We start from the raw sequence: 16,997 nt of genomic DNA, 5'->3' as shown, positions 1-16,997 counted from the left end.
GCCCATGCCGACACCCTTGGAGCGCTCGGCGCAGCGTTGTCGGGACGCCTATGAAGCGTTAGCAGCGGCTGAGACCTATGGGACGGCCCGCGTTTGCTGGGAGGATTTCCTGACGCATTGGCGACGTACGCTCAATCGCTGCGACGCCGCCGGGAAACGCGCACGGGGACGATCATACGTCGTCGCCTATAATCGCGTGTCCGCCAATGCCGCGGTGGCTTATCTTTGGGCCGCGAGGAACGCCGAGGAGCACGGCCTGGCCGAGATCGCCACCGTCCAGGATAGCGTGATCGCGATGGGTGCGTTTGGCGGCTATCTTGAGGAAGAGGGTGAGAGCGGCCCGAACGGCGAGCGGACCTTCACCTACACGCCGCTTTCCGACGATCCGCCGCCATTTCTCGCTTTCCTGCCTGAGCACATCAAACTGCAGCCAATCGTTGACCGCGGTCAGGTAGTGCCAGTGCCGCCGGGATACGACTACGATCTGGGAGTAGTCGCCGCTCCGGTCGCACTGGCGAAAGTTGGCTTGGACTTTCTCCACCAGGAAATGGCCGGTGCCGCCGGCGGGCGGGAGCCTGGTGTCGAGCGAAATGATGTGAAATCTGACGAGTTGGGCGAGCCCCCGTAGAACCGAAGGCGTAACCGGGCGCGGGCTTTCGCTACGTATTGTTTGCTCCGATTTGGCACACCTTCTGTTCGGCCGCGCCACGCCAATAGCCCAGCTCGGCAACGATGAGCCGGACGGGCAGCGACGCGGAGTTGCGACCTTTTGGAGCCTCTTCGAGTCACGATTGCGGAGTACTCGTGACTCGCGGGGAAGGAAAGAAACTAGTAATCAGGGAAACGTGACTCGGAAACGTGACTCGTAAGGTGTGATCCTCTAAGAAATCTCGCCTCTGGCCTATAGAATGCTCCGGCCTCCTACAGAATCTAGGAGGTCCTATGCTTGTAGAATTCAAAAGTCGCGACGTGCGCGGCGCGCCAGGCGACATACTCGCTACCGTGATAGAGCGCACGGACGGCGAACCGATGCGGCGCATCACGAATGGGCGTCGGCACCGGCCGGTTGGTCACTACTACAGCCAGAAGAATGGCTTCAGCGTGCCCTGGGAGTCGCGAAACGAACTCCATGGCTTCTACCACGCGGAAGTTGATGCAAACGTGGTGGCGTACCGTGCCCAACCGCACACTTTGCGCATGGGCCTGCACGGGGTGGTCTCGTCATACACGCCGGACAGGGCCGACCGCCTTTCGGACGGGCGGACCGAGATCATCGAGATCAAGGATGCGTTCAAGCCTGAGCGTGATCCGGCCTATGAGCGGAAGCTCCATCAGGCGAGCGCGATCTACCGGCACCTTGGCTGGCGCTTTCGCATCGTGGAGCGCACCGACCTGGAAGCGGCGCCTCGGTTCAAGACGATAGAGGAAGTTCAAAGCTACCGGCGGACCGCTGTAACGGCCCAGGACGTCTTCGTCGTGTCGCGACTGTTCCACGACAGTCCTGAACGCACGCTCGGCGAGGTCATAGCGCTGTTCGGGAACCCGGTCCTCGGCATGGCGAAGGCTTACGCCATGACTGTCCGTCGCATCCTGGCGCTCGACCTCACGGTCCCCCTGAACGACGCGATGCCTGTGCGCCTGCTTCGCGCCGAGGGAGCCGCTCATGCGTAAGCAGATCAATCTCTCGCCCGGCCAACTGGTGCTCATCGACGAGCGCAGGTTCGAGTTCCTGAATCCGGTCCCATCTGAATCGGGATGCCCCGATGCGCCCGACGACCTCCAGTTCAGGAACCTTCGTACGCACCGCGTCGAGACCTTGACGGAGTTGGAGTTCGACGAACTCTATCTCGCCTGCAAATTGACTTGGCCCAACAAGTCAGATCGACCGGGCGATGAACCGCCGGAGGAGCCTTGTGAGGCGGGGGATCTCTGCGGCGGTTGCGTCAAGTGCGCGGACAAGCGTCTCCGCGCGAACCGACTCCATCTCTTGAGGGCTTTCGACGCCGATCCAGTGCCCAAGTCGGACGCCGGCTTACAGGCCTTTCTGGATCGGGAAGGCCCAAACGCTCCCTATCCCGCCGACCGTCTGCCGCGCGCGGCCACCTTCCGGCGCCTTCTTCGCGAACGGGGTGAGCCCGGCGACCGTCGCCGGAAGTACGTGGGCGACCGGAGACGGGGCGGGCCACAGAAGCCCCGCATCCACGCGGTCGCCGAGCAGCTCTTATGGGAGCTGGCTGAGCCTTACTGGACCAACATCAGGGTCTCAGCGAAGGACGTGCACGCGATGCTTCACACCGCACTCGCGGCGAAGAACCGCGAGCGTGAGGAGAAAGGCCTCGCGGCCATTCCCATCCCTGGCCGGACCACCGTTTGGCGGATGCTGACGCGCCACACCGACTTCGATCACGCCCGCCTGCGCTTCGGCGCTCGCAAAGCAGCTCGGCTGTTCACTCCGATCAAGGGCCGCCTTCAGGCCAAACGAATCCTAGACGTCGCGATCATGGACCACACAGTCCTGGACTGCTTCGCCGTTGATGATCGGGACAACGTCCCGGTAGGCCGACCGTGGCTCACTGTCTTGCTGGACACGTGCTCGCGATACCCGCTGGCCTTCATCCTCAGCTTCTCGCCGCCGAGTCTGGAAACGGCGATGGCATGCATTCGACGCGCTGTTCGGCCAAAGGCCGACCTGCATCAGCGCCATCCGGAACTTCGTGAGTGGGTCGCATATGGGGTTCCGCGCACGATCTTGGTCGACAACGGGTGGGAGTTTACGGGGACGTCTTTCAAGGACGCCTGCGAGGATGCCGGCATCTCTGTGGAGTGGGCCCCGGTTCGAACGCCGCAGTACAAAGGTGCCATCGAGCGCCTATTCGGCACGCTGAACACCAAGCTCATTCACAAGCTCAAGGGGGCAGTGCCGTTCCGTCCTCAACTACTCAAGGAATACGGGATCGATCCGCAGGCCGAAGCAGTGCTGCTGCTCTCGGAGCTGGAGGAGCTTATCCACCATGTTGTCACCGAGGTTTACGGCCGCGAGTATCACACCGGCATTAAGGCGATCCCGGAGCAGGTCTGGCGAGAACGCCAGGCCATCGACGGCATCGACTACGCGGCCGATCTTCGGGCCTTGGATCGCTCCATGGGCAAGCTTGGGCCTAAGCGTGTGCTGAACCGACAAGGCGTCGAGTTCAAGGAGCTTCGATTCTGCTCTGACGCCGTCTTCGGGCTGCTGAACGACCTTCTGCCGCGAGCGTCCCGCCGGAACCGCGCGGAGGGCTCCGTCCCGATCAAGTTCAAGTACTGGCCGGAGGACCTCTCCAAGATCGCGATCTGGAACGGCGTTAGGGGCAACTATGTCGACGTGCCGTGCACTCAGCCGCTCTATGCGCGCGGTCTCAGCGAGCATCGGCATGACGTGACCCGCCGGTACGCGGTGCAGCAAGGCCTCAAGTTCAGCACGCAGGATGAACGCTGCGCCGCGCAAGCCGAGCTCAGCAGGAAGATCGCATCCTTCGTCAACGAGCGGAGCATTGGTCGGCGAAAGCAGCTTCAGCGGTTGAGGGAGCCCTCTAGCGACGGGGCTGCGTACAACCAGGCTGCGCCGGCAACGCCGATCGAAGTAACGCTCGTCGAGACGATCTCAAACCGCCGGAACGGCGACCAGGTGCCGAGCACATCCCCTCGGAGTGGCTCGCAGCGCCGGGGACCGGCGAGGCCCAAGAAGGCCGCCGTGACGCCCCCCGCGCCGGCTGCTGTTTCAGAACCTGTGGCCGACCCCTTCGCGTCCTACAATCGCGCGGAGATGATCGAAGCCGCCCGCAAGAAGGTGTCACGATGAGCAGGGACCTTGTCGCATTGGCGGCCCAGCGGCGCGCACTTCTCGATGGGATCTTCGTCGAGACTCCGCGCACCAACCAAGCGCACCAGAAGTTCCATTACCTGATGGAGCATGCGGCAGTGACGCCGGCCTGCAAGCTCGCGGTGCTCCTCATTGCGCCTTCGCAGTCGGGAAAGTCGAAGCTGATTGAGAGCTTTGCGAGCACCTTGAACACGCCCGAACTGCTCGCCGCGCGGAAGATTCCAGTGCTGCACGTCACGCTGCACGCGGAAGTCACCCGAAAGGGGCTCGCGCAGGACATCCTCCTCGCGCTCCAGGCCTTGGATGTCGAGACCGGGCCTATGAAAGGCAGTGAGCAGGAAATGTGGGAGCGAGTGTATCGCTACCTAGCATATGCCGGGGTGCGCCTGCTCGTGCTGGATGAGATCCATCACCTGAAGTACAGCAATATTGAACGTATGGCTCGGTCGGTTGGCGAGTGCATAAAGCACGCGCTGCTAAAGGGTCCCTGCCCCGTCGTTCTCTCGGGAATCGAGGCGGCTGAATTGCCGTTCCAAGCCAACGAGCAACTTCAGCAACGCTCGATTCCGGCGATTCAACTCGCTCCATTTCTAGCGACCAATCCGTCGGATCTCGATCTCTTCATTGAGTTCATGGTGGAATACATCGTTCGGATAGAGGAACTAGGTGTTGCAAAGCACGCCACGAATCTAATCCAGGGTGACATCCCGGCATGCATCCTCGAAGTGTCCGGGGGCGTGCTCGGCGCGGCGTGCCGCCTTATCAAGGAGGCGGTGCATGTGATGACCCTCGCGGGAAGAAGCGAGATCAGGCGAGAAGACCTAGTAAAGGCCACCGATGAGGCCTTCATCCGGGGTAACTTGGAGAAGCCGAATCCTTTCGTTGTGGGCCTCACTCCGCTCAGGGCCGCGTGACCATGAGGCTCAGCCACGAAATGGTCGCCAGGCCTCTGCTCATCCCTGTCGATGCGCACCGGGATGAGTGTCTCATGTCGATTGTACTTCGAACCGCCGAGGCGAACGTCTTCGGTCGGATGAGCCGCATGCTGCCGTTAGCCGGCATCACCGGGACACGCACGTCGTACATTCCGTACACGGGGCAACTGCATGTCGACGCCCTGGCGGCGCAGATGTCGATTTCACCTGATGCTGTACGCGCCCGTATGCATCCGTGCGTGCAACGGCCAAACAAGCTGCACGAGTGCGCCGATTGGTACGGTACTCCGGTGCCGCGACGATGGTTGGCCAGCCGCGAGAGGCGCATTTCGCCCGAGGGTCTGAAGCGCTCGCCGTATCACCGGGCAATCTGGATGATGCGGGCGCTGCCCTACTGTCCGGAGACGCTCCAGACCCTGATCTGCGATTGCCAGGTTTGCGGGAGCGCGCTCACTTGGGAAGGGGCCCGCTCCGTCATGAGGTGCGAGACCTGTGATGCATCGTTGGCGGACCAGGAAGCACCCTCACTTTCGACCGACCTCCATGAGGACGCGAGAGCGCTCGCCGATCTAGTCTCACACGACGAGCTTGTGCGGAATCGCGCGTGCTTGCGCCTGCCCGACGTATTTCGAAGCTGGGAAGGTGGGGACGCCTTTCAGGCGGTCGTGGAGCTGGGGATCATTGCGTTCCAACCAGTGGCGCTGAAGGGCTGCACGCGTTGGAAGCGGCTCAATAGGGGCGACGTGTCCGATATCTCCGCTACGGAGTTGGTCGGAGGCTACCGCTTCATGGCGACTTGGCCTTCCAGCCTGGAGCAACTGCTCAAGCATGTCGTGCCGGGGCGGACCGGCGTCAAACGAGATCTCTGGGGTCGGCTAGGGAAGTACTTCGATCCGACGGCGCCGGCCACGCCTCTCCGCGACCTCATTAGACAAGAGGTCCCACGTATCCTGCCCCAGCTCGGCTTACCGTTCCGGTCGAACCAGTGTGCGGCAGTCGGAGCCTCGCGCGGCGGAGATACCGCATCAGCAAGCGAAGCCGCGGCGCGGTTCGGCGTCGACAAGGGCGTTATTGGGCGGCTGATCCGAAGTCCGGATTGTCTCGTAGCCAAGCACCCAGGCCGCTCCGGCCTATCGCTGTTGCACCTGGACAGCGTGGAGGGGGCCCTGTCTCGCTGGCGTGCGACCGCTACGGCTCAAGAGTGCGCCAGGGCGCTTGGCGCGCCTGCGCACTGTATCGACGCCTTGTGTGAGGCTGGGTTGCTGGCGCGCGTGCAAGATCGAGACGTGCGGCTACTCACAGAGGGGAAGGATGCCTTTGACAGGGCGGATCTCGAGTCTCTGATTGAGACCTTAACGCGACTCCCGCTCACGACTGGCGCCGAAGAGCCAGTGGCGCTGCACCGCGCCATGATCGGTGAACTCCACCCAGACGCTTGGGCGGTAGCTGTTTCTGGCCTTCTTTCTGGGGCCGTATGCGTCCGGGGCCGACGGTCGAATGCCGAAGCCCCACTTGCCGGCTTGTACGTCGATTTCTCCGAGATGAGGCAGGCTATGCTGCCTGTACGATCTCGCCCGTTACCGGAGCTTTCCATTTCATGCCAAGCCGCCGCGAACCTCCTGGGCGTCAGTATTGCGGTCACAAGCGGGGCCGTGCAGGCTGGCCTGCTGCCTGGCTGCAAATCCGCCGCGCGCGTGGACATCAGGTTGACTGATCTTGAGGCCTTCCATCAGGATCACATCCTGGCGCAGGAGGTGCTGCGGAACTTCGGCATTCGTGCGCAGGACTTCGCCGCTTCCATGCGCAGCCATGGCTTCAAGCCCACCGCACACGTATACAATACCTACTTCTGGCGGCGAGGCGATGCCGTCCAAATACTGCCTTAGATAAGTCGACCTGCCCGTTCCGGCTGGCGCGCGTGGTCAGCACCAACCAATGGATCGCCAATCACACATGCTTTCGCGAGGACTGCCAGAGTTGGACGCGATGCTCGACCTCTATCGGAGGCTTGAGTACGCCTTGAAGCGCTCCGGCTTCCTCAACTCAAAATGGAAGCGCGCGAGCGCTGACTGGGCTGCTTTCGCCCAGGAGCTGGGTGACGAGTTCTTCGCTGAGATGCGAGACTCGGGCGAAGCGGCGACACTGATCGCTGAGCCGCCGCGCGTGCGCATGCGGGAGAGCATGGAGTTTGAGCCGGCCGTGCAAAGGCCGGTCGAGGACGTAGTCGAGCTATTCACCCGCGGGGTTTGCCAAGTTCGCCACAACTACGAGCACGGGGAGAAGCGGTTCACTTCCGAGAGCTTCGACCGTGATGCGGCATTGGTTCGAGATGCGCTTAGAGTGATGGAACGCGCGGCGGGTCGGATCCATCGTGTCGCCGAACTGCTGAAAGCGCCAACGATAGGGGGCGGGTGATGGCTGACCCTCCAGCGAGCTTTGCAGATCTCACCGGACCAAGGAATTATCGCTGGCCCAAGAAGGGTGACCGGCTCCTACGTAGCGCCGCCGATTGGAACAAGGGTGTCACCTTTGCCCAGAGCGCGCTTTCGCGTCACGTCTACATTTGGTCAGGCTACATGCGAGCGGCGGAGGCCCTGATCGAGTCTTGTGCGGACGACCCGCCCACAAGGGAGGTGCTGGTCTATCCCATTCTCTTCACCTACCGCCATGGCATCGAACTGGCGATGAAGTGGATCATCGCCCGCTATGGGCGCCATGCGAGCGTCGAGATTGGCGAGACTGAACACCACAATCTCTGGGAGCTTTGGGGTATCTGCCGATCGGTCATAACCGAACTCGGTGGAACCGATGACGCTGCAACGCCGGTGGTGGAGCAATTGATCAAGGACTTCCACGATCTGGATAAGTCAGCCCTCGCGTTCCGCTATTCAGAAAGAAAGGACGGCGTTCTCATTAGGCTACCTGACGGGGCGATCGACTTGGACAACGTTCGGGACGTGATGGAGGGCGTCAGCCATTTTTTCGACGGAGCGGACGGCTTGCTGGACGCTAACGTGTCCGCCTCGCCTTACTGACCTAGTGGCTTCTGCGCAGGATCGCTCGAGTCGGGTTGGTTGAAATTAGGCGGCTAGAGAGTCGAAAAGTGCGAAACTGGAGTCGCCAAAAGAAGCCTCCATCCCTCGCCGCTAGAGGCGACTTCAGTGAAACCCAACACCTGCTGAAGACCTACCGGTACCGTTGACGCGGGCCGCCGCAGGCGTCCTCCTGCCACCGGCATTCGGGAGGAGAGAAGCATGAGCGGCATGACGGTCGCCTATTCGGCGGAGGGCGTAGAGTTCGTCGGGACGGTGTTCGCGCCGGCGGGGTCGGGACCTGCGCCCGGCGTGCTGGTGGCGCACGAGAGCCCGGGGATCACCGAGCACACGCTGGCGGCGGCGCGCAAGCTGGCCGAGCTGGGCTTCGTGGCCCTGGCGACCGACTACCAGGGTGGCGGCCAGGTGGTGACCGACCGCGAAGAGATGATGCGGCGCTACGCCTGGTTCATGGCCGATCCCGGCCACATCCGCGCCCGGCTCGAGGCGGCGCTGGACGCGCTGAAGGCCCAGCCGCGGGTCGATCCGGCGCGGCTGGCGGCGGTGGGGTACTGCTACGGCGGGACGGCGGTGCTGGAACTGGCGCGCGGCGGCGCGGACCTGAGAGCGGTGGTGGGCTTCCATTCCGGGCTGGGCACGGCGCGGCCGCAGGACGCCGCCGCGATCCGGGGCAAGGTGCTGGTCCACATCGGCGCCGACGATCCGGTGATCCCGCCCGACCAGCGCGCGGCCTTCGAGCGCGAGATGACTGCCGCCGGCGTCGACTGGTGGATGGTGACCTACGGGCGGACCGGCCACAGCTTCACCAACCCCGAGGCCGACGGCTGGGGTATGCCCGGCTTCGCCTATTCCGCCGAGAGCGACCGGCGGTCCTGGGCGTCCACCGTCGAGCTGTTCGGCGAGGTTGGCCTGGCCTAGCGGCTGTTGCTCCGCGGCAACAATTCCCCTCTCAAGCGTGGCCGCACGCTCAGGCCGACTGCCATTACGATGTTTTTTTGACTACGCCTGCCGCACAAACAGGCAGCGATTCAAGCTGCGGTTGCGGAAGGACGAACCCCATGACTAACCGTAAGCTCGCGCTCAGCCTGCGCGCCAGCGCCCTGGCCCTCCTGATCGGCGCGCCCGCCGGCCAGGTCTTCGCGGCGGAAGCCCCCAGCGACACCGAGGTGCAGGAACTGGTCGTCACGGCGCGCAAGCGCGACGAACAACTGATCGACGTGCCGTTCTCGGTGGCCGCCCAGAGCGAGGCGCTGATGCGCAATCGCGGCGTCACCAACGTGGAAGAGCTGTCGCGCACGGTCGCCAGCTTCACGGTGCAGAACCTCGGCCCTGGCCAGAGCCAGGTGGCCATCCGCGGCATCTCGGCCGGCCAGATCGTCCGCGACCAGCCGGGCGTGAAGGAGCAGGTGGGCGTCTACCTCGACGAGAGCGTCATCTCGATGTCGCTGTTCACGCCGGACCTCGACCTGTTCGACCTGAACCGCGTGGAAGTGCTGCGCGGGCCGCAGGGCACGCTGTTCGGCTCAGGCTCGCTGTCGGGCACCGTCCGCTACATCACCAACCAGCCGCGCACCGACAAGTTCGAGGGCACGGTGGAGGCGACGGCCTCGACGGTCCAGGGCGGCTCCACCGGCGGCAATCTGAAGGGCGCGGTGAACATGCCGCTGAGCGAGCAGGCGGCCCTGCGCGTCACGGCCTATGCGGAGAAGTTCCCAGGCTTCATCGACGCGGTGCAGCCCGGCGGTTCGGTGGACAAGGACGTCAACGACGGCACGCGCTACGGCGTCCGCGCCGCGCTGCTGTTCAAGCCCAGCGAGAACCTGTCGATCACGCCGCGGATCCTCTACCAGAAGATCGACGTCGACGGCTTCAACCGGGTCGACATCTACAACATCCTGGCCAACCCGTTCACGACCACCCGCCCCCGCGCCACGCTGGGCGGCCTGAAGCAGTTCACGCAGCTCCAGGAGAAGTTCAAGGACGAGTTCACCCTCGGCGACCTGACCGTCCAGTACGACATGGGCGACCTGCGGTTCACCTCGATCACCAGCTACAGCGACCGCAACGTGCTGGTGCTGCGTGACGCGGGCGCGCTGACCAGCTCGATCACCGGCGGGTCCATCGGCCTGCCGCCGGCGGTCTACACGCTGGACTCGCCGCTGGCGGACACCACCGATTCCAAGACCTTCACCCAGGAAGCCCGCATCAGCTCGGGCGGCGAAGGCCCGCTGCAGTGGGTGGCCGGCGCGTTCTACTCGCACATCGACCGCGACTACGCCCAGGACCTGTTCGTGAAGGGCTTCTCCGCGATCAGCGGCATCCCGAGCGCCAGCGACGTGGCCCCGACCGACCACCTCTACTACTCGACGGTGCCCTACAAGCAGAAGCAGTTCGCCCTGTTCGGCGAGGCGACCTATTCGGTCACCGACCGCCTCGACATCACCGGCGGCCTGCGCTGGGCCGACTATAAGGAAACGCGCACGCTGACGTTCGACGGCATCTTCGCCGACAAGACCATCGCGGTGCCGGGCCGCACCAAGGCCGACGCGTGGGCGCCGCGGGCCATCGTGGCCTACAAGGCGACCGACGACATCACCCTGAACGCCCAGGTGTCGAAGGGCTTCCGCCTCGGCGGGATCAACGACCCGCTGAACCGCCCGCTCTGCACCCCCGCCGACTTCGCGACCTTCAACGCGCTGTCGACGCCGAGCTTCAAGAACGAGACGGTGTGGAACTACGAGGCCGGCATGAAGGCGCGCCTGGGCGGGGGCCGCGGCTCGCTGACCCTGGCCGGCTTCTACGCCGACATCTCGAACCTGCAGGCGACGATCGACGCGGGCTCGTGCTCGTCGCGGATCATCGCCAACGTGAAGAGCGCCAAGTCGACCGGCTTCGACGCCGAGTTCGACTATCGCCTGACCGACAACTTCGACATCGCGGCGACCGCCTCGTACAACGACGCCAAGCTCACCTCGAGCCTGAACGACGCCGCCGGCAACCCGATCCAGGGCCTGCGCGACGGCAACCGCCTGCCGACGGTGCCGAGGTTCCAGGGCTCGGTCAGCGTCGGCTACGAGCGCGAGATGCAGAGCGGGCTGGAGGCTTTCTCCAACCTGACCTGGCAGCACGTGGGCAAGCGCTACACCCAGGTGTCGGACCAGGAGAACAACCCGCGGACCGTCGCCCTCTTCCCGAACGTGGGCGCGGGCACGGCGACCTCGCTGATCTTCCCGCTGGAGCTGCCGTCGTACGACGTCCTGAACCTGCGGATCGGCGTGCGGGGCGAGGGCTGGGAGGCCGCGGCCTTCGTCAACAACCTGGGCGACGAGCGCGCCAAGCTCTCGATCGACCGCGAGCGCGGCCTGCGCGCCCGCTACGGCTTCCTGACCAACGCGCCGCGCACCTACGGCGCCACCGTCCGCAAGTCGTTCTAGGCTGAAAGAGCGCGGGCGCGGCTCGATCGCCGCGCCCGACGCCTCGCAGTCGGGGTCACCTGCCCCGGCCCGCTGGCGGCCTTTCGACCGCCCGGCGGCATGGCCCGCCGGCCGCCGCCCTGCTCCTCGTCGCAGGATCTACGTACCGCCAGCGCGTTTGGACGAACGCAGCTTCGCCGAAGCTCGCGCGCGGCTCGAAAGCGCGGTATGCGGAGGCGTGGGGAAACGCATCCGGACAACGGCCTGGGCGGCCGCGCTGGCGATGGCCGCCTGCGCCGCGCCGGCCTTTGCCCACAACATCGGCGGGACGGACGCGGCGTTCGTCGCGGCGACGCGCGGACCCGATCCGATCCCCTTCCTGTACCTCGGCGCCAAGCACATGGTGACCGGCTACGACCACCTGCTGTTCCTGGCGGGGGTGATCTTCTTCCTGTTCCGCCTGCGCCAGATCGCGCTGTACGTCAGCCTGTTCTCGCTGGGGCACTCCGTCACCCTGCTGGCGGGCGTGTTCTTCGGGATCCGCGCCGACCCGCACCTGGTGGACGCGGTGGTCGGCCTGTCGGTGGCTTACAAGGCGTTCGAGAACCTGGGCGGCTTCCGCACCCTGTTCGGCGTGCAGCCCGACGGCCGCGCGGCCGTGCTGGTCTTCGGCCTGGTCCACGGCTTCGGCCTCGCCACCAAGCTGCAGGCGCTGAACCTCAACCCCGAGGGCCTGCTCGTGAACCTGCTGTCGTTCAACGTGGGCGTCGAGATCGGGCAGGTGCTGGCGCTGTCGGTGATCCTGGCGATCATGGCGCTGTGGCGGAAGACACCCTTGTTCGGGCGCACGGCGGCGGGCGCGAACGTGCTCCTGATGCTGGCGGGCTTCGTCCTCGCGGGCCAGCAGGTCGCAGGCTACATCTTCGGCGGAGCGGTCTCATGAGCGAACAGGTCCCGCAGCCCATGCCCAAGGGGCGGCTGATCGCGGCGGTTCTGGGCGCGCTGGCGCTGGCCGCGCTGATTGTGCTGGGCGCGATCCTGCCGGCCGAGTTCAACCGCGACCCGCTGGGCGTGGGCAGGCTGTCGGGCCTCTCGCGGCTGTGGGCGCCCGACGAGAAGACCGTCGACCCGAAGGCCGACGGCGCGGCGCGGGCCCGCGAGTACGACACGCCCTTCCGCACCGACGTGGTCGAGATCCCGCTGGGCGACTTCATGGCCGGCGCCGACCGCTCGGAGCTGGAATACAAGGTGCGGATGAAGAAGGACGCCACCCTGATCTACTCGTGGGAGGTGGTCGGCGCGGCGGACCCGCGGGATTTCCACTTCGACCAGCACGGCCACACGACGCCCAAGGCCGGGGAGTCCATGACGGTCGCGACCTATCGGCAGGCGTTCGGCCTGAAGCAGCAGGGGGCGCTGACCGCGCCGTTCGACGGCATCCAGGGCTGGCAGTTCTCGAACTCCAGCGAGAGGCCCGTGGTGGTGCGCCTGCGGCTGGCCGGGTTCTACGAGCTGATCCCGGCGGGGCAGCCCGGCAACGAGGCCGGGATCGTCGCCAACGTCCCCGCGGCGCGGGCGCGGCCACACTAGCCGCGCCTCTGCAATACGATCGCCGCAATTGCCGCATTGAGTGCGGGCAAGGAGATTTCGCGTATGCGTACCGCCCTCGCCCTGTTGGCCGCTTCCGCCGCGCTGGCGCTGGCCGCGCCCGCCCTCGCCTCCGAGCCCGACGCCCCGGTGGCCACGGCGACGAAGACCGAGGCGCCGCTCACCACGGCCGAGCAGATCGACGCCTTCATCAAGAGCTCGCCTGCCCGGACCCAGCGGCAGTCGGCGGACGACGCCGTGGACGGCGTGGTGGCGCGGGACGACCGCAAGCCGCATGGCGAGGTGAGCGTGGCCGTCGGCACCGGCGGCTATCGCAGCGTCTACGCGCGCACGGACATTCCGGTGGGCGAGACGGGGCGCATCAGCCTGGCTGTCGAGGACTCCCGCGGCCGCGGCTTCGGGCGGGGCTGGTACGGCGGCCCTTACGCGCCGGGCTCCCTCGGTTTGGCCGACCGCCAGCGCTGCGACCTCGAGGCCATGACCCCGCCCCGGCCGCTGGACGCCGTCGGGCCGGGCGGCCGCTGCGCGCGGCCGGCCGGCTGGTAGGCGCTACTTCTTCGCCTCGGGCACGGCCGGCAGGGGATCGCCCTTGGCCGGGCCGTTGGCCTTGAGGTCGGGCTGGATCACGAACTGCTCGTGGCAGGCGACGCAGACCTCGTAGAGGCGGCCGCCTTCGTCGAACACCGCCTGCTTGTCGTGCTTCTCGGCCGCGGCGCGGGCGATCATGGCCCGGTCGCTCAGCATCTGGGCGTACTTGTTCCAGTCGGCTTCCGGCTGGCGGACGCGGCCCGGGAGCTGCAGCGAGTTGCCGGCCTCGACCAGCATGGTCGCGCCGCTGACCAGCACGTCCCAGCCCTCGTCCGTGGTGGGCGACAGGTCGCGTTCGCCCTTCTCGGTGATCTCCGTGCCCGAGCCCTTCCAGTACATGAAGGCGGCCGGGTCGACGAAGTGGCCCATGAACTCGGTCATCGGCAGGTCGGTGTTGAACTTCGCGCCGGCAGGCGCCTTGGGCGCTTCGGGCTTGGCCGGCTGGCAGGCGGTGAGCAGGGCGGCGGCGGCCGCGAGGACGAGGAAGCGTTTCAAGGGCGGAACTCCTGGGCGCCGCGTGACGTTGCAGGCGCAACCTTAACCCCGGCTTTCCGCCGGGCGCCCGTACGGAACGGTTACAATCGCTTCGGCGCCGCTTCGGGGCGGCATGGCGAGCTAGACTGTTATTGCCGAATGGAAGCGATTTCGGGGTCGCGCGTTTCCCTTCGGTCGCGACTTGCGCAATATGCGCCCAATCGCAGCGATCGACTCGACCAGGAAACGCCTTTGACAGACCAACCCCTGCCGCCGCCGGCGGCCAACGCGCTCGAACTCATCGGCCGCACGCCGATGGTGGAGCTGAGCGGCTTCGACACCGGCCCGTGCCGGCTCTTCGTGAAGCTGGAAAGCGCCAACCCCGGCGGATCGATCAAGGACCGCATCGCCCGCTCGATGATCGAGGCGGCGGAGAAGGACGGCTCGCTGAAGCCCGGCGGCACGATCGTGGAGGCCACGGCCGGCAACACCGGCCTGGGGCTGGCGCAGGTGGGCCTGCTGAAGGGCTACAAGCTGCTGCTGGTGGTGCCCGACAAGATGGCGCGGGAGAAGATCCAGCACCTGCGCGCCATGGGCGTGGACGTGCGCATCACCCGCTCGGACGTGGGCAAGGGTCATCCCGAGTACTACCAGGACATGGCCCAGGCGATCGCGGCCAAGCTGAACAACGCCGTCTACATCAACCAGTTCTCGAACCCGGCGAACCCGAGGGCGCACGAGACCACCACCGGCCCCGAGATCCTGGAGCAGATGGCGGGCGACGTGGACGCCGTCGTGGTGGGCGTCGGGTCGGGCGGCACGCTGACCGGGCTCGGCCGCTTCTTCGCCAAGGCCAGCCCGAAGACGAAGATGGTGCTGGCCGACCCGGTCGGCTCGATCCTGGCGCCGCTGGTGGAGCGCGGCGAGACGGTCGAGCCCGGCTCGTGGGTGGTCGAGGGCATCGGCGAGGACTTCATCCCCGACAACTGCGACCTGGAGCTGGTGGCCAAGGCCTACGAGATCCCGGACAGCGAGAGCATCGCCACGGCGCGGATGTTGCTGACCAAGGCCGGCATCCTGGGCGGCTCGTCGTCCGGCACGCTGCTGGCCGGCGCCCTGCGCTACTGCCGCGAGCAGACCGAGCCCAAGCGGGTGGTGACGCTCGTGTGCGACACCGGCAGCCGCTACCTCTCCAAGGTCTACAACGACAGTTGGGTCGCGGAACAAGGGCTCGTGGACCGGGAGCTGCACGGCGACCTGCGGGACCTGATCGCGCGGACGCCGGGCGACGCGGTGACGGTGGGGCCCGAGGACACCCTGCTCACGGCCTACAACCGCATGCGCCAGACCGACGTCAGCCAGCTTCCGGTGATCGACGACGGCCGGCTGATCGGCCTGATCGACGAGAGCGACCTGCTGGAAGCGGTCGAGGACCGCCGCCAGGACGCCCGCTTCCGCCAGCCCGTCTCCACGGCCATGACCGCGAAGCTGCATACGCTGCAGGCGGGCTCGCCCCTGGACACCCTGCTCCCCATCTTCGAGCGCGACGAGGTGGCGATCGTGATGGAAGGCAAGGAGTTCCTCGGCCTCATCACCCGCATCGACCTGATCAACTACCTGAGGAAAGCGGCGTGAGCGCTGAGCAGCACGGCAGGAACCGCCTGGACTTCGCCACCCGCGCCATCCACGGCGGCCAGGAGCACGACCCGACCACCGGCGCGGTGATGCCGCCGATCTACGCCACCTCGACCTATGCCCAGTCGAGCCCGGGTGTGCACACGGGCTTCGAGTATTCCCGCAGTCAGAACCCGACCCGCTTCGCCCTGGAGCGCGGCATCGCCGATCTCGAGAGCGGGACGAAGGGCTACGCCTTCGCCTCGGGGCTTGCGGCCATCGCCACGCTGCTGGAGTGCTTCGACGCCGGCGACCACATCATCGCCAGCGAAGATCTCTACGGCGGCTCGTTCCGGCTGTTCGACAAGGTGCGGACCCGCTCGGCCGGCCTGCGGGTGACCTATGTGGACCTGGCGAACGTCGAGGCCATCGAGGCGGCCATCGAACCGCGGACGCGGATGGTGTGGGTGGAGACGCCGACCAATCCGCTGCTGCGGCTGGCCGACCTGGAGGCCATCGCCGCGCTGTGCAAGCGGCGCGGCCTGATCGCGGCGGCCGACAACACCTTCGCCAGCCCCTACTGCCAGCGGCCGCTGGAGTTCGGCTTCGACGCGGTGATGCATTCGACGACGAAGTACATCGGCGGCCACTCCGACGTGGTCGGCGGGGCGCTGGTGGTCGGCGACAACGCCGACCTGCGCGACAAGCTGACGTTCCTGCAGAACGCCATCGGCTCGGTGGCCTCGCCGTTCGACAGCTTCCTGACGCTTCGGGGAATGAAGACCCTGGCGCTGCGGATGCAGCGGCACTGCGAGAACGGCCAGGCGATCGCCGCGTGGCTGGAGGCCCGCAAGGACGTGGCCAAGGTGATCTACCCGGGCCTTCCGAGCCATCCGCAGCACGCGCTGGCGAAGCGGCAGATGTCGGGCTTCGGCGGGATGATCACCGCGGTGCTGGACCGCGACCTGGCCGGGACGAAGCGGATGCTGGAGCGCACCGAGCTGTTCACCCTGGCCGAGAGCCTGGGCGGGGTGGAGAGCCTGATCGAGCATCCGGCGATCATGACCCACGCTTCCATCCCGGCCGAGACCCGGGCGCGGATCGGGATTTCGGACGGGCTGATCCGGCTCAGCGTGGGCGTGGAGAACGTCGAGGACCTGATCGCCGATCTGGAACGGGCGCTGGGATGAGATCCACGTATGTGGAGAACATCATCTCATATATGGATGATCGGCCTACATTCTTGCGAAGCCTTGGCCTTCCAGTTGCTCCCCCGTCGGGGGAGCTGTCGGCGAATGCCGACTGAGGGGGTCTTCAACCGTCGGAGATGACCCCCTCCGGCGCTTCGCGCCACCTCCCCCCGGAGGGGGAGGAATTTGGGCTAGAGGAACAGGTCGGCGCAGGCTTCGACGATTAGGCCCTCCAGTTGCTCCCCCGTCGGGGGAGCTGT

General features: G+C 66.1%; 15 protein-coding genes. 14 read left to right on the top strand and 1 reads right to left on the bottom strand.

All coding sequences use genetic code 11. The features are described 5' to 3' along the window. Window positions 1-4 precede the first annotated feature (4 nt). The 12 genes from Q0L11_RS13875 to Q0L11_RS13820 all read left to right on the top strand — a co-directional run bounded on the left by Q0L11_RS13875 (window position 5) and on the right by Q0L11_RS13820 (window position 13,417). Window positions 5-628, top strand: coding sequence for a hypothetical protein (locus Q0L11_RS13875; protein ID WP_296598001.1), 624 nt, complete (start codon window positions 5-7; stop codon window positions 626-628). A 314-nt stretch (window positions 629-942) separates the two neighbouring features. Continuing rightward, the gene (locus Q0L11_RS13870; protein ID WP_296597999.1) at window positions 943-1,671 is read left to right on the top strand and encodes a hypothetical protein; all 729 of its coding nucleotides are present in this window, start codon (window positions 943-945) and stop codon (window positions 1,669-1,671) included. Further along, on the top strand, window positions 1,664-3,841 hold the full coding sequence (locus Q0L11_RS13865; protein WP_296597998.1) for a transposase family protein: 2,178 nt from the start codon (window positions 1,664-1,666) through the stop codon (window positions 3,839-3,841). Before Q0L11_RS13870 ends, Q0L11_RS13865 begins: the two co-directional genes overlap by 8 nt. Next, a complete protein-coding gene (locus Q0L11_RS13860; RefSeq protein ID WP_296597996.1) occupies window positions 3,838-4,776 on the top strand; it encodes a TniB family NTP-binding protein in 939 nt (312 codons plus the stop codon). Before Q0L11_RS13865 ends, Q0L11_RS13860 begins: the two co-directional genes overlap by 4 nt. Window positions 4,777-4,850: 74 nt before the next feature. After that, window positions 4,851-6,683: a hypothetical protein gene (locus Q0L11_RS13855; RefSeq protein WP_296597994.1), complete on the top strand. Its 1,833-nt coding sequence runs from the start codon at window positions 4,851-4,853 to the stop codon at window positions 6,681-6,683. Window positions 6,684-6,783: 100 nt separating this feature from the next. Further along, on the top strand, window positions 6,784-7,212 hold the full coding sequence (locus tag Q0L11_RS13850; protein WP_296597993.1) for a hypothetical protein: 429 nt from the start codon (window positions 6,784-6,786) through the stop codon (window positions 7,210-7,212). After that, the gene (locus Q0L11_RS13845; protein WP_296597992.1) at window positions 7,212-7,832 is read left to right on the top strand and encodes a hypothetical protein; all 621 of its coding nucleotides are present in this window, start codon (window positions 7,212-7,214) and stop codon (window positions 7,830-7,832) included. Before Q0L11_RS13850 ends, Q0L11_RS13845 begins: the two co-directional genes overlap by 1 nt. A gap of 219 nt (window positions 7,833-8,051) precedes the next feature. Next, on the top strand, window positions 8,052-8,768 hold the full coding sequence (locus Q0L11_RS13840; RefSeq protein ID WP_296597991.1) for a dienelactone hydrolase family protein: 717 nt from the start codon (window positions 8,052-8,054) through the stop codon (window positions 8,766-8,768). A 140-nt stretch (window positions 8,769-8,908) separates the two neighbouring features. Continuing rightward, on the top strand, window positions 8,909-11,284 hold the full coding sequence (locus Q0L11_RS13835; RefSeq protein ID WP_296597989.1) for a TonB-dependent receptor: 2,376 nt from the start codon (window positions 8,909-8,911) through the stop codon (window positions 11,282-11,284). Window positions 11,285-11,501: 217 nt separating this feature from the next. Beyond that, a complete protein-coding gene (locus Q0L11_RS13830; RefSeq protein ID WP_296597988.1) occupies window positions 11,502-12,206 on the top strand; it encodes a HupE/UreJ family protein in 705 nt (234 codons plus the stop codon). Beyond that, the gene (locus Q0L11_RS13825) at window positions 12,203-12,853 is read left to right on the top strand and encodes a hypothetical protein (RefSeq protein ID WP_296597987.1); all 651 of its coding nucleotides are present in this window, start codon (window positions 12,203-12,205) and stop codon (window positions 12,851-12,853) included. Before Q0L11_RS13830 ends, Q0L11_RS13825 begins: the two co-directional genes overlap by 4 nt. Before the next feature lie 63 nt (window positions 12,854-12,916). Further along, complete coding sequence (locus Q0L11_RS13820; protein ID WP_296597985.1) at window positions 12,917-13,417, top strand: hypothetical protein; 501 nt, start codon at window positions 12,917-12,919, stop codon at window positions 13,415-13,417. 3 nt (window positions 13,418-13,420) lie between these two features. Here Q0L11_RS13820 and Q0L11_RS13815 read toward each other — a convergent pair whose 3' ends face one another. Further along, the gene (locus Q0L11_RS13815) at window positions 13,421-13,954 is read right to left on the bottom strand and encodes a hypothetical protein (protein WP_296597983.1); all 534 of its coding nucleotides are present in this window, start codon (window positions 13,952-13,954) and stop codon (window positions 13,421-13,423) included. A 231-nt stretch (window positions 13,955-14,185) separates the two neighbouring features. Between Q0L11_RS13815 and Q0L11_RS13810 the strand changes: the two genes are divergently transcribed. Both Q0L11_RS13810 and Q0L11_RS13805 read left to right on the top strand, forming a co-directional pair. Further along, on the top strand, window positions 14,186-15,568 hold the full coding sequence (locus Q0L11_RS13810; protein WP_296597982.1) for a cystathionine beta-synthase: 1,383 nt from the start codon (window positions 14,186-14,188) through the stop codon (window positions 15,566-15,568). Further along, window positions 15,565-16,737, top strand: coding sequence for a cystathionine gamma-synthase (locus Q0L11_RS13805; RefSeq protein ID WP_296597979.1), 1,173 nt, complete (start codon window positions 15,565-15,567; stop codon window positions 16,735-16,737). The genes Q0L11_RS13810 and Q0L11_RS13805 overlap by 4 nt, the downstream gene beginning before the upstream one ends. Window positions 16,738-16,997 lie beyond the last annotated feature (260 nt).

Origin of the sequence: Phenylobacterium sp. (assembly GCF_024508875.1) — a bacterium.
In the GTDB taxonomy this organism is placed as follows: domain Bacteria; phylum Pseudomonadota; class Alphaproteobacteria; order Caulobacterales; family Caulobacteraceae; genus Phenylobacterium.
Note: the sequence above shows the minus strand (reverse complement) of the source record. Positions and strands in the feature narration are given on the sequence as shown.

Bases quoted from the DNA above. Each gene is read 5' to 3' on its own strand.
- Q0L11_RS13875 (WP_296598001.1), top strand. From the start codon at position 5: ATGCCGACACCCTTGGAGCGCTCGGCGCAGCGTTGTCGGGACGCCTAT.
- Q0L11_RS13870 (WP_296597999.1), top strand. From the start codon at position 943: ATGCTTGTAGAATTCAAAAGTCGCGACGTGCGCGGCGCGCCAGGCGAC.
- Q0L11_RS13865 (WP_296597998.1), top strand. From the start codon at position 1,664: ATGCGTAAGCAGATCAATCTCTCGCCCGGCCAACTGGTGCTCATCGAC.
- Q0L11_RS13860 (WP_296597996.1), top strand. From the start codon at position 3,838: ATGAGCAGGGACCTTGTCGCATTGGCGGCCCAGCGGCGCGCACTTCTC.
- Q0L11_RS13855 (WP_296597994.1), top strand. From the start codon at position 4,851: ATGTCGATTGTACTTCGAACCGCCGAGGCGAACGTCTTCGGTCGGATG.
- Q0L11_RS13850 (WP_296597993.1), top strand. From the start codon at position 6,784: ATGCTCGACCTCTATCGGAGGCTTGAGTACGCCTTGAAGCGCTCCGGC.
- Q0L11_RS13845 (WP_296597992.1), top strand. From the start codon at position 7,212: ATGGCTGACCCTCCAGCGAGCTTTGCAGATCTCACCGGACCAAGGAAT.
- Q0L11_RS13840 (WP_296597991.1), top strand. From the start codon at position 8,052: ATGAGCGGCATGACGGTCGCCTATTCGGCGGAGGGCGTAGAGTTCGTC.
- Q0L11_RS13835 (WP_296597989.1), top strand. From the start codon at position 8,909: ATGACTAACCGTAAGCTCGCGCTCAGCCTGCGCGCCAGCGCCCTGGCC.
- Q0L11_RS13825 (WP_296597987.1), top strand. From the start codon at position 12,203: ATGAGCGAACAGGTCCCGCAGCCCATGCCCAAGGGGCGGCTGATCGCG.
- Q0L11_RS13820 (WP_296597985.1), top strand. From the start codon at position 12,917: ATGCGTACCGCCCTCGCCCTGTTGGCCGCTTCCGCCGCGCTGGCGCTG.